General features: G+C 67.5%; 14 protein-coding genes and 1 tRNA gene. 8 read left to right on the top strand and 7 right to left on the bottom strand.

The genetic code is table 11. From position 1 onward, the window contains the following. Positions 1-12: 12 nt before the first annotated feature. The 4 genes from DBR10_RS09560 to DBR10_RS09545 are packed head-to-tail and all read left to right on the top strand — an operon-like array spanning position 13 to position 3,480. Positions 13-1,080: an ABC transporter permease gene (locus DBR10_RS09560; protein ID WP_108556295.1), complete on the top strand. Its 1,068-nt coding sequence runs from the start codon at positions 13-15 to the stop codon at positions 1,078-1,080. After that, complete coding sequence (locus tag DBR10_RS09555) at positions 1,080-1,907, top strand: ABC transporter ATP-binding protein (protein ID WP_108505373.1); 828 nt, start codon at positions 1,080-1,082, stop codon at positions 1,905-1,907. Before DBR10_RS09560 ends, DBR10_RS09555 begins: the two co-directional genes overlap by 1 nt. Continuing rightward, on the top strand, positions 1,907-2,845 hold the full coding sequence (locus tag DBR10_RS09550; protein ID WP_108490699.1) for an MlaD family protein: 939 nt from the start codon (positions 1,907-1,909) through the stop codon (positions 2,843-2,845). Before DBR10_RS09555 ends, DBR10_RS09550 begins: the two co-directional genes overlap by 1 nt. Next, a complete protein-coding gene (locus DBR10_RS09545; protein WP_108490700.1) occupies positions 2,842-3,480 on the top strand; it encodes an ABC-type transport auxiliary lipoprotein family protein in 639 nt (212 codons plus the stop codon). The genes DBR10_RS09550 and DBR10_RS09545 overlap by 4 nt, the downstream gene beginning before the upstream one ends. Here DBR10_RS09545 and DBR10_RS09540 read toward each other — a convergent pair. Both DBR10_RS09540 and spbR read right to left on the bottom strand, forming a co-directional pair. Continuing rightward, the gene (locus tag DBR10_RS09540; protein ID WP_108505374.1) at positions 3,477-4,241 is read right to left on the bottom strand and encodes an NUDIX hydrolase; all 765 of its coding nucleotides are present in this window, start codon (positions 4,239-4,241) and stop codon (positions 3,477-3,479) included. The two genes, DBR10_RS09545 and DBR10_RS09540, sit on opposite strands and share 4 nt — an antisense overlap. A gap of 80 nt (positions 4,242-4,321) precedes the next feature. Further along, on the bottom strand, positions 4,322-5,455 hold the full coding sequence (gene spbR, locus DBR10_RS09535) for a pole-localized protein SpbR (protein ID WP_108505375.1): 1,134 nt from the start codon (positions 5,453-5,455) through the stop codon (positions 4,322-4,324). Between the two features lie 156 nt (positions 5,456-5,611). Here spbR and DBR10_RS09530 point away from each other — a divergent pair, with 156 nt between their 5' ends. After that, the gene (locus DBR10_RS09530) at positions 5,612-7,411 is read left to right on the top strand and encodes a hybrid sensor histidine kinase/response regulator (protein ID WP_108556293.1); all 1,800 of its coding nucleotides are present in this window, start codon (positions 5,612-5,614) and stop codon (positions 7,409-7,411) included. Between the two features lie 86 nt (positions 7,412-7,497). Continuing rightward, positions 7,498-8,688, top strand: coding sequence for a CaiB/BaiF CoA transferase family protein (locus DBR10_RS09525; RefSeq protein ID WP_108489539.1), 1,191 nt, complete (start codon positions 7,498-7,500; stop codon positions 8,686-8,688). Here DBR10_RS09525 and DBR10_RS09520 read toward each other — a convergent pair. Then, positions 8,678-9,535, bottom strand: coding sequence for a transglycosylase SLT domain-containing protein (locus tag DBR10_RS09520; protein ID WP_108489540.1), 858 nt, complete (start codon positions 9,533-9,535; stop codon positions 8,678-8,680). The genes DBR10_RS09525 and DBR10_RS09520 overlap by 11 nt on opposite strands. A gap of 202 nt (positions 9,536-9,737) precedes the next feature. On the opposite strand from DBR10_RS09520, the gene DBR10_RS09515 reads away from it, so the two are divergent. Next, a complete protein-coding gene (locus DBR10_RS09515) occupies positions 9,738-10,463 on the top strand; it encodes an energy transducer TonB family protein (RefSeq protein ID WP_108556292.1) in 726 nt (241 codons plus the stop codon). Between the two features lie 140 nt (positions 10,464-10,603). On the opposite strand, the gene DBR10_RS09510 is transcribed toward DBR10_RS09515, so the two are convergent. Beyond that, complete coding sequence (locus DBR10_RS09510) at positions 10,604-11,767, bottom strand: acyl-CoA dehydrogenase family protein (RefSeq protein ID WP_108504132.1); 1,164 nt, start codon at positions 11,765-11,767, stop codon at positions 10,604-10,606. A gap of 13 nt (positions 11,768-11,780) precedes the next feature. Then, complete coding sequence (locus tag DBR10_RS09505; RefSeq protein ID WP_108504131.1) at positions 11,781-12,821, bottom strand: FAD-dependent oxidoreductase; 1,041 nt, start codon at positions 12,819-12,821, stop codon at positions 11,781-11,783. A gap of 211 nt (positions 12,822-13,032) precedes the next feature. Between DBR10_RS09505 and DBR10_RS09500 the strand changes: the two genes are divergently transcribed. Then, positions 13,033-13,440, top strand: a complete 408-nt coding sequence (locus DBR10_RS09500; RefSeq protein WP_108504130.1) for a helix-turn-helix domain-containing protein — start codon at positions 13,033-13,035, stop codon at positions 13,438-13,440. A gap of 70 nt (positions 13,441-13,510) precedes the next feature. On the opposite strand, the gene DBR10_RS09495 is transcribed toward DBR10_RS09500, so the two are convergent. After that, positions 13,511-13,587: transfer RNA gene (locus DBR10_RS09495), tRNA-His, on the bottom strand. 127 nt (positions 13,588-13,714) lie between these two features. Continuing rightward, a partial coding sequence (locus DBR10_RS09490; protein ID WP_108556294.1) for an energy transducer TonB occupies positions 13,715-14,193 on the bottom strand: 479 nt, incomplete at its 5' end.

The raw sequence follows: 14,193 nt of genomic DNA, 5'->3' as shown, positions 1-14,193 counted from the left end.
GGTGGCCAGGTTCTGGCCCACCTCTCCGGCGACTGGACGGCACGAGGCCTAGCCGACGCCGGCGAACGCCTGGGCCAGGCCCTAGAGGCGCACGGCACGATCGGTCTGGATCTGAGCGGCATCACCCGCTGCGACACGGCCGGAGCCTTTGCCATCCTGCGTGCCGCCGACGGACGCATGACGCCGGGCCAGATCACGGCCCGCCCCGAAACCCTTCGCCTGCTCGAACTGGTCGCCGCCGCAATCCAGGTCGAGCCCGAGGTGGCCAAACGCCCGCACGGCGTGGTGGCTCTGCTGGAGCGGATCGGGCGCGGCGTCGATGATCTGTTCCACAACGGCTACGGCACCCTGGTCTTTCTCGGCCACCTGCTGACGGCCGTCGGACGCAGCATCGCCGATCCACGGCGCATTCGCTGGGCCCCCATCGTCTCGCTGTCGGAGCGGGCCGGCCTCGACGCCATGCCGATCGTGGCGACCACGACCTTCTTCATCGGTGCCGTCGTGGCCCTGCTCGGGGCCAATATGCTGGTCGAGTTCGGGGCCCAGGTCTATTCGGTGGAACTGATCGGCATTTCCGTGCTGCGCGAGTTCAACATCCTGATCACCGCCATCCTGCTGGCCGGTCGCTCGGCCTCCAGTTTCGCGGCCGAAATCGGCTCGATGAAGATGAACCAGGAAATCGACGCCATGCAGGTGATGGGGGTCGATCCCTATGAGGCCCTGGTTCTGCCCCGGTTCGCCGCCCTGCTTCTGACCATTCCGCTCCTGACCTTCATCGCCTCCCTGGCCGGTCTGGCCGGCGGCATGCTGGTGGTCTGGGCCGTGCTGGACCTCTCGCCGAGCTTCTTCCTGCAGCGTATCGTCGAGTATGTCGGCGTAACCCACTTCTGGATCGGCCTGTCCAAGGCCCCGGTCATGGCGATGGTGATCGCCGCCATCGGCTGCCGCCAGGGCATGGAAGTCGGCAACGATGTGGAGTCGCTTGGGCGCCGGGTAACGGCGGCGGTGGTACACGCCATTTTCGCCATCATCCTGATCGATGCGATCTTCGCCCTGGTCTATATGGAGCTGGACATCTGATGCCGCCCGCCGGGACTACGGCGCCGCAGGCGGTGCCCGATGACAGTGCTCCGCCGATCGAGATCGACAGCCTCGTCTCGCGCTTCGGCGACAATGTGATCCATGATGGCCTGAGCCTGACGGTCGAGCGCGGCGAGGTCCTGGGTGTTGTCGGCGGCTCCGGCTCGGGCAAGTCGGTGCTGCTCAACACCATTATCGGCCTCAAGACCCCCGACGAAGGCACGGTCAAGCTGTTTGGCCATGACATGCGGATCGCGGACCGGCGGCGCTGGAGCGCGGTCGAGCGCCGCTGGGGCGTGCTGTTCCAGCAGGGCGCGCTGTTCTCGAACCTGACGGTGCGTGAAAACGTGGCGGCCCCGCTGATCGAGCACACGCGACTGCCCAAACGCGAAATCCAGGAACTGGCCGAGCTGAAAATCGCCCTGTCCGGCCTGCCGCCGCGCGCGGCTGACCTGAAGCCGGCGGAGCTGTCGGGCGGCATGCGCAAACGTGCCGGCCTGGCGCGGGCCCTGGCCCTGGACCCCGAACTTCTCTTCCTGGACGAGCCGACCGCCGGCCTCGACCCGATCGGCGCTGCGGCATTCGACACGCTGATCAAGGACCTTTCCGACAGCCTGGACCTTACGGTGTTCATGATTACCCACGACCTCGACAGCCTCTATGCGATCACCGATCGCGTGGCGGTGATCGCCGACAAGACGGTGGTGGCCATCGCGCCGGTCCGTGAGCTGGAAAGCTCGGACCATCCCTGGATCAAGGAATACTTCCTGGGCCCGCGCGGTCGCGCGGCGGCCGGCAGAACGACGACGACGGCGAGGACCCTCTGATGGAAAGAAACGCCAACTACGCCCTGGTCGGTGCAGTTACCCTGTTCCTGTTCATGGGCCTGATCATCTTCGTCGTCTGGCTGGCCAAGCTCAGCTTCAACCAGGACTACGACGTCTATGATGTGCTGTTCGTCGGCCCCGTGCGCGGGCTGTCAGACGGCGGCGAAGTGCATTTCAACGGGATCAAGGTCGGCGAGGTCACCAAGATCGAGCTCGACAAGAGCAATCCCAACCGGGTTGTGGCCCAGATCCGGGTGACGTCAGACGTCCCGATCAAGACCGACAGCTTCGCCACCCTGGAGCCGCAGGGCATCACCGGCGTCAACTATGTGCAGATCGCCGCTGGCTCGCCCGAGAAGCCTTGGCTCAAGGAAACCGTGAAGGGCGGCAAGACGCCGGTGATCCTCAGCCAGCGCAGCGCCCTGTCCGATCTGCTCGAGGGGGGCGGCACCGTCCTGACCCGCACGATCGAGGCCCTGGACCGGGTCAATCGCGTGCTGTCCGACGACAATGTCAAAACCTTCAGCGCGGCCCTCGACGACCTGCAGGCGGTCACCGCCGAGGCCCGCGAGCGCAAGGCGATCATCGCCGACGCCCAGAAGGCCCTGCAGTCCATCGACGAAACGGCCCAATCGATCACGGAACTGTCCAAGTCGACCACCTACGTGGTCAACACCGACGGCAAGCGCTCGCTCGGTGAACTGGCCGACGCGGCCGCGGAACTCAAGGCCGCGGCCAAGGACGCCCGGGGCATGATCGCGCGACTGGACGCTCCGACGTCCGAATTCGCCACGACCGGCCTGCCCCAGCTGTCGGCCGCTATCGGCACCCTGCAATCGGCCGCCGCGTCCCTGGACCGTCTGGTGGGCGAAGTGGAACAAAATCCGCGCGGCGTGGTGGCCAAGTCGCCCGCCAAGGAACTGGAGGTCAAGCCGTGAACCCCATCCGCTCCCGCTTTGGCCAATTGGCCACCGTCATCGCCCTCACGGTGTCCCTGGGCGGCTGCATCACGGTCTTTCCCAAGGTCGAGCCTGCCGGACTCTACCGGTTCGGCACCACGGCCGCCCCGGTCGACAAGGGCCCTGCAGAGAAGCGGGTCGGAGTCTTCAAGACGCCGACGAGCTTCACCCGGGCTTCGGCCAGCGACGCCATCCTGACCATGACCCAGGGCCAGGCCGCCTATATCGCCGGGGCGCGCTGGGTGGCCCCGGCCAGTGTGCTGTTCGAGGAAGCCGTCTGGCGCGCCTTCGACGCCGATCCCGGCCGGGCACGGCTTATCGGTCGGGGCGAGGTCGCCAAGCCCGACCTGATCCTGCGCCTCGACGTACAGGCGTTCGAAACCGACTATGCTGACGGACCCAAGGCTGCGCCCGAGGTTCTGATCCAGGTCCGCGCGACCCTGAACCGGAGCCAGGACCGCAGCCTGCTCGGTGAAAAGCTGTTCGAGACCCGGGTCAAGGCGTCGAGCAATCGGGTCTCGTCCATCGTCACGGCCTATGACTCCGCCACGACGACGATCCTGGCCGACCTCGCCGCCTGGACCAGCAAGAACGCGGAGACCGCGCCGCGCTAAAGGGCCGAAAGCGGCTCGATGACGTCGCCGTAGCCCGCCTCGGGCTGGATGCGCAGGCCCTGGCCCTCGACCCAGGGCTCGACCGTCACCAGCGGACGTTGCCTGGCCCGGGCGATGGCATCGGCCGGGTTCTGGCTTTCGGCCAGCAGTTGCAGGTTCATGCGGGTGGGAAAGATCACTTTCCGCGCGCCGGCCGCCGCCAGGTCCAGCGCCTGTCCGGGCGCAATCCACTCGGCATCGACCGCCTCATGGCCATCGCAGATGGCCTGCTGGGCTCCCGGCGCGTGGGCCGCATAGAACCAGGTGTCAAAGCGCTTGGGCATCATGCGCGGCGTGATCCAGCGGGCGAAGATCGTCAGGGCCGCCAGATCCAGCTTCAGGCCCAGATCGGCGATCACCTCCATAAAGGAAACCCGGTCCTCGGCGACGGCCGCGCGGACCTCGACCGCCGCCTCGCCGGCATAGAACTCGCCGTCAGGCCGGCGGGCGAGCAGCACACCGGCCTCCTCATAGGCCTCGCGGATCGCCGCAATGCGCAGGGCTGCGCCGTCCTCGCCGACAGCGTCCCAGCCGGTCGCCATGTCCCGCCAGCGCGGATCCTCGTCCCCGCCGTGGCTTTTGCCACCGGGAAACACCAGCGCTCCGGCCGCAAAGTCGATCTGATGGTGCCGCTTGACCATGAGAACCTCGAACGCGGGCGCGTCTCGAAGAAGCAGTACGGTCGCTGCGGGGAGGATCCTGCCGGTTGAAATCTCTGCCATACTGACAGATTGGCGCGGTTGACGTCACTTGCCCAGCCCGGATTCGAACAACTGTTCAAAAGCCCAGAATAAAGTGGCACCTAGCCTGTCGCGGAAAGCCCGGTGGCGGCCAGACGGTCCATTCGCTCCAGCAGGTAGTCCGAGTCCTCGCGCGAGATCGTCTGGCTGGCGGTCAGGAAGCGCTGGATCATGTGCTCCTGGAAGCGACCCTGGTCATGGCTGCGGCCGTCAAACTCGGTCACATGGAAGGCATCGACCCCGGCCCGGAAGGCCGGATACAGCCGTGACGGCAGCCCGGCCCGTTCGCAGACCGCCTTCAGGCCCAGTTGACCGGCGTCGTGGATCATCAGCCAGGTGCGGTGATGCGGCACACCCGCCAGTTCGGCCAGGCCCCATTCGAAGAAGGTCATGTGCCCGTGGGCCAGGGCCCGCAACAGCAGGGAGGGCGTCAGGCGACCCGCTCCGTTGAGATGGGCGACGAGCGCCTTGGGATCCGCCGTGCGACCGGCCTGGTCGACCAGATCGATCGTGGCGCGCTCGGTCACGCTGGTCATCAGGTCCATGACCCGTTCCGGCGACAGGGCATGATGGCTGACGATATGATCACGCAGCTGCTCGCCGACCATGTCGATCAGGCGCTCCGTGACCGCCAGCGGCAGGGCCGCACGATAGGCCACGGCCTGCAGCACCTGTTCGGACTGCGAGAACCGGTCGAGGGCCTTCTGCAGCGCCACTTCGGAGAAGCGCGCATTGTCATTGGCGCAGACGGTGGCGACCACCTGCTCCGACCCCTGCTCGACCAGGGCCGTCGTCACCTTGGCCGACAGGCGGGGGCGCTGGGCCACGGCCATCTGCCGGACTTCACCGCCCATCCGGACGATCTCGGCCAGGTCGCTGTCGCTGAACACCGGCGAGAAGCTGATGATCGGCAGGGAAACGCTTTCAACATCCCGCGCGAGACGGTTGGCGACGTCGGGCGGCAGGCTGGTCGACTGCTTCAGCGTGACGGCCATGGCGCGCCGCACCAGCTCGGCCGCATCCGACGCCATGACCCGCAAGATATCATGGGCGATCTGACGCTCGTCATCGGCCATTTCGGCGCGGTCGATCGTCCGGCACAGCTTGTGAGCCGCCAGGGCGCGCTCGTCGGCCGTCGCGCCCTTCACGAGCATGCGGATGTCGTTTTCAGTCAGGGCAGCGCGGGTGGTGGCCATGGTGTCGCCAAGCCGGAGGAGAGCGAGTCGAATCGATAATCGCCCGTTAGGCTTAATGATCCTTTTAACGGCAAAGCTGTGGATTAAGGATCCTGCGTAACCGGCCGCAAACCACAAAGCCCTAGGATCACGCTCCATCGACCAAGGAACTGATCCGTGTCCGCCGAGCGCCGCCCTCAAGACGACCCGACGCGTGATGCGGACCTGGCCATGGCGCTCGACGCCCAGTCGTCCCTAACCCCTTATGCCCTTGGGGTTTTTGCAGTCAGCCTTCCGATCTTCGCCTGGGTCGCCTCCTTTGCCGACAACGCCCTGTGGCTGGTCGCCAGCCTGCTGGTCTTCGCCATCAACTGGGGCGCGTTTTACGGCGCGATCAGCTGGCTGCGCGGCGAAGCGTCGCAAGATCTCAAGGTCCGGGCCCGGGTCCAGTTAATCGGCGGTCTGCTGTGGGCTGTATCGGTGGCCCAGATGGCCGCCTTCGCCTACGGGGCCGGCGCGGTCCGGGAGACCCTCCTGCTGCTCTGCGCAGCGGCGGCGGTGATGTGCATCTTCTTCTCCGCCACCTCCATGCCCGCCCTGCTGATCACGACGCCGATCGCCGCGATCGGCCCCCTGATGGCGCTGTTTTCCCGGCCGGAGACCCGCCATGCCGGTGTCATGGCCTGGGGCGCGATCGCCCTGGCCCTGGCCCTGGCCCTGGTGCTGAACCGCATGCTGCGCCGCCAGAACGCCCTGGCCAGCGCCCATGCCCGTCTGATCGAGGAGCGCCTCGCGGTCCTGGTCGAGGCCGAACGGACGGCGCAGTCCAAGTCCGACATCGTTGCCACCCTGAGCCATGAAATCCGCAACGGTCTCTCCGGCGTCACCCATGTGCTGGCCGCCGCCGCCGGAAAGGGTGGCCGGGCCGCCCCGTCCCGCGAGCAGCTGAACGCCGCCCTGGACGCCGCCCAGGACCTGATCGCTGTCCTGAACGCCACGCTCGATTCCGAGACGGCCGAGTCCGGCCGGCTTTCAGTCGAGGCCGTGCCCTTTGATCCGGTCCGTCTGCTGCGCGACCTCGCGGTCCTCGACCGCCCCCATGCCCTGATCAAGGGACTGGAACTGGCCGTACACGTCGACCCGCAGCTGGAAGGACGCCCCTTCGGTGCCGTCCCGGCCGATGCCATGCGGACCCGCCAGGTCATCGCCAACCTGCTCGGCAATGCGGTCAAGTACACGCTTCGCGGCCGGATCGAGGTCCGGATCGAGCGCCGGGGCGACCAGGTGGCGATTGAGGTCGCCGATACGGGCCCGGGCCTGACCGCCGAGGAAATCGAGGCGGCCTTCGAGCCCTTCAAGCGGATCGAGCGGACCGGAGCCGGCGTCAATGGCGCGGGCCTGGGCCTGTCCCTGTCGCGCCAGCTGGCCCATCTGATGGGCGGGACCCTCGAGGCGCGCAGCGCGGTCGGGGTCGGCAGCTGCTTTACCCTGGTCCTGCCGTTCGATGAGACCCTGCCCTGTCACATCGACCAGGGCGACGATGCCCTGTCCGCGGCAGAGCCGCCCGGCACACCCAGGTCCCTGCGGGTTCTGATCGCCGAGGACGACGCCCTGCACGCGGCCATGCTGCGGGCCATCCTCGAGCAGCTGGGCCATCAGGTGGTCCATGCCCAGAACGGCCGCCGGGCCGCCGACCTGGCCCGTATCGCCGAGTTCGACCTGCTGATGCTGGATGGCCATATGCCGGTCCTGGACGGGCCGGAAGCTGCCGCTGCCGTCCGCGCACTGGAAGGCCCCAACCGCGACCTGCCGATCATCGCCGTGATCGATGGCGACGCCGACGAGGCCAGGGCCTGTGTCGAGGCCGGGGCCGACATCGTGCTGCGCAAACCCGTATCCGTCGCGGCCGTGGCCCGGGCCGTCGCGGACGCTGCCGCGCTGGATCGTCGGACGGCAGCAGGGCGGGCTGCCGCCTGACACGACCTGCCGCTGGGTAAGTCTTCCCTACCGCCCCGCCCTCGCCCACACTCTCCGCAACGAGAACAAGAATGCGGGAGGATGCGATGCTGGAAGGTCTCCGGGTCGTCGAACTGGCCACCTATATCGCTGCACCGGGTGCGGCCGGCATCATGGCGGACTGGGGTGCCGACGTGATCAAGGTGGAGTCGCCCGAGGGCGACCCCATGCGCCGCTTCTTCGACACCATCGCCTCGCAGCAGGACGCCAATCCCGTCTTTGAGCTCGATAACCGCGGCAAGCGGGGCGTGGTCCTCGACATCCGCTCTGCAGAGGGCCAGGAGGCCATGAAGGCGCTCGTGGCGACCGCCGACATCTTCCTGACCAATGTCCGCCCCGGAGCCCTTCTGAGGGCGGGTCTGGACCATGAAACCCTGCGCCGTCTCAATCCGCGCCTGATCTATTGTAGCCTGACCGGCTATGGCCTGCAGGGGCCGGACCTCGACAAGGCCGGCATGGATGTGGCGGCCTTCTGGTCCCGGGCCGGGGTCGGGTCGATTACGGCCCCCAAGGGAGCCGAGCCCTTTCCGATCCGCACGGGCATGGGCGACCATGTCACCTCGCTGGCGACCGTGTCGGCCATTCTGGCGGCGGTCTATGAGCGGCAGGCGAGCGGGGTCGGACGCCTGGTCGAGACCTCCCTGCTGCGCAGCGGCGTCTATGCCATCGGTTCGGACATGGCCATTCAGCTGCGGTTCGGCAAACTGGCCTCCACCCGGGGACGGCGCGAGACGGTCCAGCCCCTGGCCAACTTCTTCAAGACCCGCGACGGACGCTGGATCTGCCTCCTGCCCCGCCAGGGCGCGACCGACTGGAGCCGCATCGCGGCCGCGGCCGGCCGGCCCGAACTGGTCGACGACCCCCGCTTCATCTCCTCCAAGGCCCGCCGCGAGAACACCGCCGAGCTCGTGGACATCCTCGACGAGGCCTTCGGGGCCATGGACTACACCGAGGTCGAGGCCGCCCTGGATGCCGGGGACCTGACCTGGGCCCCCTACCAGACCCCGCGCGAGCTGATCGACGACCCCCAGGCCGAAGCGGCCGGCTGCTTTGTCGAGACGCCGGACGGCCTGGGCGGCACCTTCCGGGCCCCGGCGGGGCCGGCCCGGTTCCCGGGCGCTCAGGACGGACCTCGCGGCCCTGCGCCCCGGCTCGGGGCCGATACGGCGGCGGTCTTTCAGGACCTGGGCTGGAGCGAGGACCGCATCGCGGCGCTCACCCGGACGGTCAGCGGTTGATCTTGCCGTCGCGGGCGTCGGCGAGCATGCGCAGCATCTCGCTGGAGAACATCGAGCTGGCCAGGCGCTGACCCGCCCCGGCCTTGTCCGATCCGCCGCCGAACGGACTGTCGACATCCTGCGAGCCACGCAGGATCAGGTCGACCATCGCCTCCTGCTGGCGGATGCGCTCCAGCCGCCGGCCGGTGGCATACTGCACGAACCCCTGGTCGTCAGGCTCGGCGCGGGGGGCTTCGACCGGACGCGTCGCATTGCTGTTGCGGGTCAGGTTGGCATAGACCTCGCCGACGGTCGCAGCGCGGCCATCGCGATAGAAGATCGAGCGGTTGGCCTGGGCGGCATCGGGAAACAGGGCCGCCGCACTGGCCCCTGGCGTCGTGCGGACCGCCTCGATCAGCCGGGCCGAGCCCTGTGGCCCCAGGAAGTGGGCGGCATAGAGCTCGCCCGCTGTGGGCGTCCGCCCCGTTCTGCCCCGCAGGTAGGAGGCATGGTCCGAAGCCAGCTCGCCGGCCATCAGTGAGGCGGCATGAGGATCCATCTTCAGCCCGAGCACTGCCTTGCGGGCCTCATCGCCGTTCACGCGGAAGCGGCCGTCTGGGCCCTGGCTGATCAGGTCGGCATAGCGGGCATAGCCGTATTTGGCCCCGTGCTTCTTCAGCGTGCCGAGCCAGGTCTGGTCCACGAACTGGAACAGGCCGGATGCCGAGGAGGTTCGGGCCTTGGCGGCGGGATTGTAGCCGCTCTCCCGCTTGGCGGTGCCCATCAGGAACGAGAAGTCCACGCCCGTCGCGCTGGACGCGCGCTGGATCGCCGATTCGACGACGCTGCGGATGGATTGGACGGCCATGCGCCATGGGTGAACGATCATGGTTAACCGGCTCTTAACCACGTTCGTTGCGGTCGCTTCAGAGGACGACGTGACGCAGGTCAAGCTAGTCAAAATTACAGACGTACACATTATCGCTGATAATTTACGATTGTAGATTTACAGCCGGCCACCTTCGTGATGTCCTGACTTTACAGTCGTAATTATCACTAGGGAGACCGCCATGACCGCCGCCGTCGACACCCTTTCCGGCGTTCGCATTCCCGGCCTCGATGCCGGTCCGCGCAAGGCCCCTCGCGCCCTGATGGTCGGGATCAGCGTCTCGGCCGCCGCCCATATCGGCCTCTTCGCCTACCTCGCCTATCAGAAGTACGTCACGCCCATTGAGATCGACGACGGCCCAACCGTCATCTCGCTGCTGCCCAACTACAAGCCGCCGAAGCCGCCGCCCCCGACGCCCGATCAACCGCCGCCCCCCAAGGCCTCCAATCCCATCCGGATCCACGAGACCCTGCCGACGCCGCAGACGCCGCAGGAGACCTCTCCGTTCGAGGCAAAACCGGTCGACGGCCCGTCGGTCCCGGATCAGCCCGTGACGGTCAATACCGGACCGCCCAGCCCGCCCCAGCCGGAGGCTCAGCCGACCCGCAAGGTGATCACCCGGGCCAACTGGCTGAAGCGGCCTTCAGCCGCAGATGTGGATCGTTACTATCCGGATGGGGCGATCCGGCGTGGCATCTCCGGCAGCGCCACCCTGGAATGCGCGGTGACGGCCAACGGCTCGGTCCGCAACTGCATGGTGCTGTCGGAAACCCCGTCCAGCGAGGGGTTCGGCAATGCGGCCCTGAAGCTGTCGCGCTTCTTCCGCATGAGCCCGCAGATGGAAGACGGCCAGGCCGTTGACGGGGCCTCGGTCCGGATCCCGATCCGCTTCAGCGCCGGGGCGTGAGATCGGCGGTCTGAAAGGGTGCGTCGCTTGCCCCCACCTGACCTGCTGCGCAGGTCGTCCGCCCCCAGTGGGGGCGGATGATCTCGTCTTCCCCCTCAGGGGGAGGAGGATGCGCAGCATCCGGAGGGGGCAAGTCCGCCTCAGTAGCTCTTGGGCAGACCCAGGACGCGCTCGGCGATGAAGTTCAGGATCATCTCGCGACTGACCGGCGCGATCCGGGCGATCATCGCCTCGCGGAAATAACGCTCGACGTCATATTCCTTGGCATAGCCCATGCCGCCGTGCGCCAGGACCGAGGTCTCGCAGGCCGAGAAGCCGGCTTCAGCCCCCAGGTACTTGGCGGCATTGGCCTCGGCCCCGCAGTCCTTGCCCATGTCGTAGAGGGCGGCCGCCTTGAAGGCCATCAGATTGGCCGCTTCCAGCTCGGCCCAGGCCTTGGCCAGCGGATGCTGAATCCCCTGGTTCTGGCCGATCGGCCGGCCGAACACGACCCGCTCCTTGGCGTAGGTCACAGCCTTCGACAGGGCGACGCGCCCCAGCCCCACGGCCTCGGCCGCGAACAGCACGCGCTCGGGGTTCAGACCATGCAGGAGATAGGCAAAACCCTTGCCCTCCTCACCGACCAGGTCCTCCTGCGGCACGAACAGGTCCTCGATGAAGAGCATGTTACACTCGACGGCCTTGCGGCCCATCTTCGGGATCGGCTTGGCCTCGATCTTCTCGCGGTCGGTATAGAACAGCGACAGGCCCTGGGTCGGCTTGGCGCACTGATCCTTGGGCGTCGTGCGGGCAATGATCAGGATCTTGTTGGCGCGCTGGGCGCTGGTCGTCCAGATCTTGCGGCCGTTCAGCCGGTAGCCGCCGTCGACCTTCTCGGCCCGGGTTTCCAGGCTGGACGTATCCAGGCCCGAATTGGGCTCGGTGACGGCAAAGCACATCTTGTCCTCGCCCGAAATCAGGCGCGGCAGGTGGCGGGCGCGCTGTTCATCGGTGCCGAACTTGACGATCGGCATGGGCCCGAAAATGTTCAGGTGGATGGCCGAGGCCCCCGAGAAGCCGGCCCCGCTCTCGGCCACGGCCTGCATCATGATCGTGGCTTCGGTCAGGCCGAGGCCTGCGCCCCCGACGCTTTCGGGCATGGCCACACCCAGCCAGCCGCCGGCGGCGATGGCCGCGACAAATTCCTCGGGAAACTGGCCGGTCTCGTCCGTGCGGCGCCAGTATTCGTCGTCAAACCCGGCACAGAGCTTGGCGACGCCGTCGCGGATCGCTTCCTGTTCTTCGGTCAGCCAGAAACCAGACATCGCCTACCCCTGCTCAAAATGTCGCCTCGGACTCTCGATCAAAGCGCCGCGCATCGAGGCGCGCCGCGTCCGGGCCCGGGTCGTTCCCCGTCAGATACGCTGCGACCAGACCCGCGACAAGCGGTGCCAGCAGCCAGCCGTTACGCCGGGCCCCGACGGCCAGACAGACGCCCGGCCGGGCCCCGGGTCCGACCAGCGGCAGGCCGTCCGGCGTCGCCGCCCGGACGCCAACCTCGATTCGGGCTCCGGACGTCCGGAGCCCCGGACGAAGGGTCTGTGCGGCCCTCAGAAGCGGCTGGAGAAGCCCGGGATCAGGGTCCAGATCGTCCCGCCCGCTCTCCATAGTCGCCCCCACAGCCGGAACGGCTCCGGGGCAGACATAGACGCCCTGGCCGCGCAGCACGGGACCATCGGCCGGTCCGGCCACGAGGCGCGCGATCTGCCCCTTGATCGGGGTCAGGTGATCCAGCTCCGGAGCAAGCGGGCCCAGGGTCCGCGCGGCGCCGGTGGCCACGACCAGATGCTTGACGGCTCGCACGCTGCCGTCCGAGAGGACCAGCCGGCCCGGCTCGAATGCGGTGACGGCGTGCGGCTGCAACTGCCCTCCGAGGTCGTGAAGCCCGGCAACAAGGGCGGCAAGGGCCGGTCGGGCCTCCAGGCGGACATCCCCGGTCATGGTCAGGCCGTCGTTCGACCACACGGGCGGGCACAGGCCGCCAGCGAGGGCCCTCTGCTGCAGGTCCACCAGCCAGGTTGTCTCGCCCTCGATCCGCAGACCGTCACCCAGAAGGGGGATGTCCAGCCCGTCGACGAAGCCCGGCCACAGGCTGAGCCCCCGTCGCAGCAGCGCCAGATGCGGGGCAGATGCGGCATCGAACAGGGCCTCTGCCTCGGGTGCCAGCATGCCTGCCGCCACGCCTGACGCCCCCTGCCCCAAAGGGGCTGGATCAAAGACGGTGACGGCAAAACCCGCGCGGGCAAGCGCCAGGGCTGAGGCGAGCCCAAAGGCCCCTGCCCCGGCCACTGCCACATGCACGCCTGACACAGTTCTCATGGCGCGCAGTCACATTGCCGCGCCGTCAACGTCAAGCCCTGTCAGGATCGGCCGACTCGCCGTGCCATCGATCGCACACCCATGACGCGCATTGCCGCACCGGCTCTGCCAGACGTGACTCAACCGGCCAGAAAGCGCTATTCTGGCTGCATCAGGGGCAAACTGACGCCCGGACATTCATAAGTCCGCCTCGTCGTAAGGATGAAGGTACATGAACGACAAGCCACAGGCAGACCCGGCACACCCCGTCGACGTCTATGTCGGGGCTCGGCTCAGGATCAGACGCAAGGTCATGGGGCTCAGTCAAACCCAGGTCGCAGACGCCCTGGGGATTACCTTCCAGCAGATCCAGAAGTATGAGCGCGGCTCGAACCGGATCAGTGCTTCAAAGCTTTATGATGCCGCCCGCCTGCTGCAGGCCCCGGTTTCCTACTTTTTCGACGGCCTGGACGAAACGGACTCCGGACTCGACGACGGCATCATCCAGCGCATGACCCAGTTCATCTCGACGCCCGAAGGGATGGAACTGGCCACGATCTTCCCGCGGCTCGAGGACCGCCGCCTGCGTCGGCGCGTCGTTGACCTTGTAAAGGCCATGGTGGACGACGACCGGGACTGACCCGGCCCGACAGGCCTGGACCAGAAACAGCAAAGGCCGGGGCGAACCCCGGCCTTTTTTGCGTCTGCGATGGTACCGCCTCTCAGGCTTGAACTGAGGACCTCCGGTTCCACAAACCGGCGCTCTAACCAACTGAGCTAAGGCGGCGCATCGCGAGGGAGTGTCTTTAATCGGAGGCGCTCACCGGATCAAGCACCGATATCGCCCGCACAAACGAAAACACCCCGGAGCCGAAACTCCGGGGTGTTGACGTGCTTTCCAGTCGGACCAGGCCCTATTGCGGGACCTGGAAGACGATCGGAACCGTGATCTGCCCACCGTCGACGGGTGCACCGTCGAGGGTCTTCGGCTTCATCCGGAACAGGCGCGACAGACGCAGCGCCGAGTCCCCGAAGCCGTAGTCGGCCGGATTTTCCGACACGACCGAGCAGTTCTCCAGCGTACCCTTGGCGGTCACGGTGCAAGACAGGGTTGCCTTGCCGTTGACTTCCATGCGCTGGGCACGGTCCGGGAAGTACCGGGCCATGTCGTCGGCATTGGGCTTGCGGGCCCAGTCCGGCTTGGTGATCACCGAAGCCCGGGCCGGCGGGTTCGTGGGAACCGGCGGCACGGCGGAAATCACGGGCGGAGCCGTCGTCTCGATCCGCTTTTCAACGGGCGGGATCGGGAGAGGCGGCGGCGGCGTGATGTCCGGCGGCGGCGCGATAGGAGGCCGGGGTTGAACGACCGCCGGAGGGGGCGGAGGCTCATTGG

This window comes from Caulobacter sp. HMWF025 (genome assembly GCF_003060965.1).
Taxonomy (GTDB): domain Bacteria; phylum Pseudomonadota; class Alphaproteobacteria; order Caulobacterales; family Caulobacteraceae; genus Caulobacter.
Note: the sequence above shows the minus strand (reverse complement) of the source record. Positions and strands in the feature narration are given on the sequence as shown.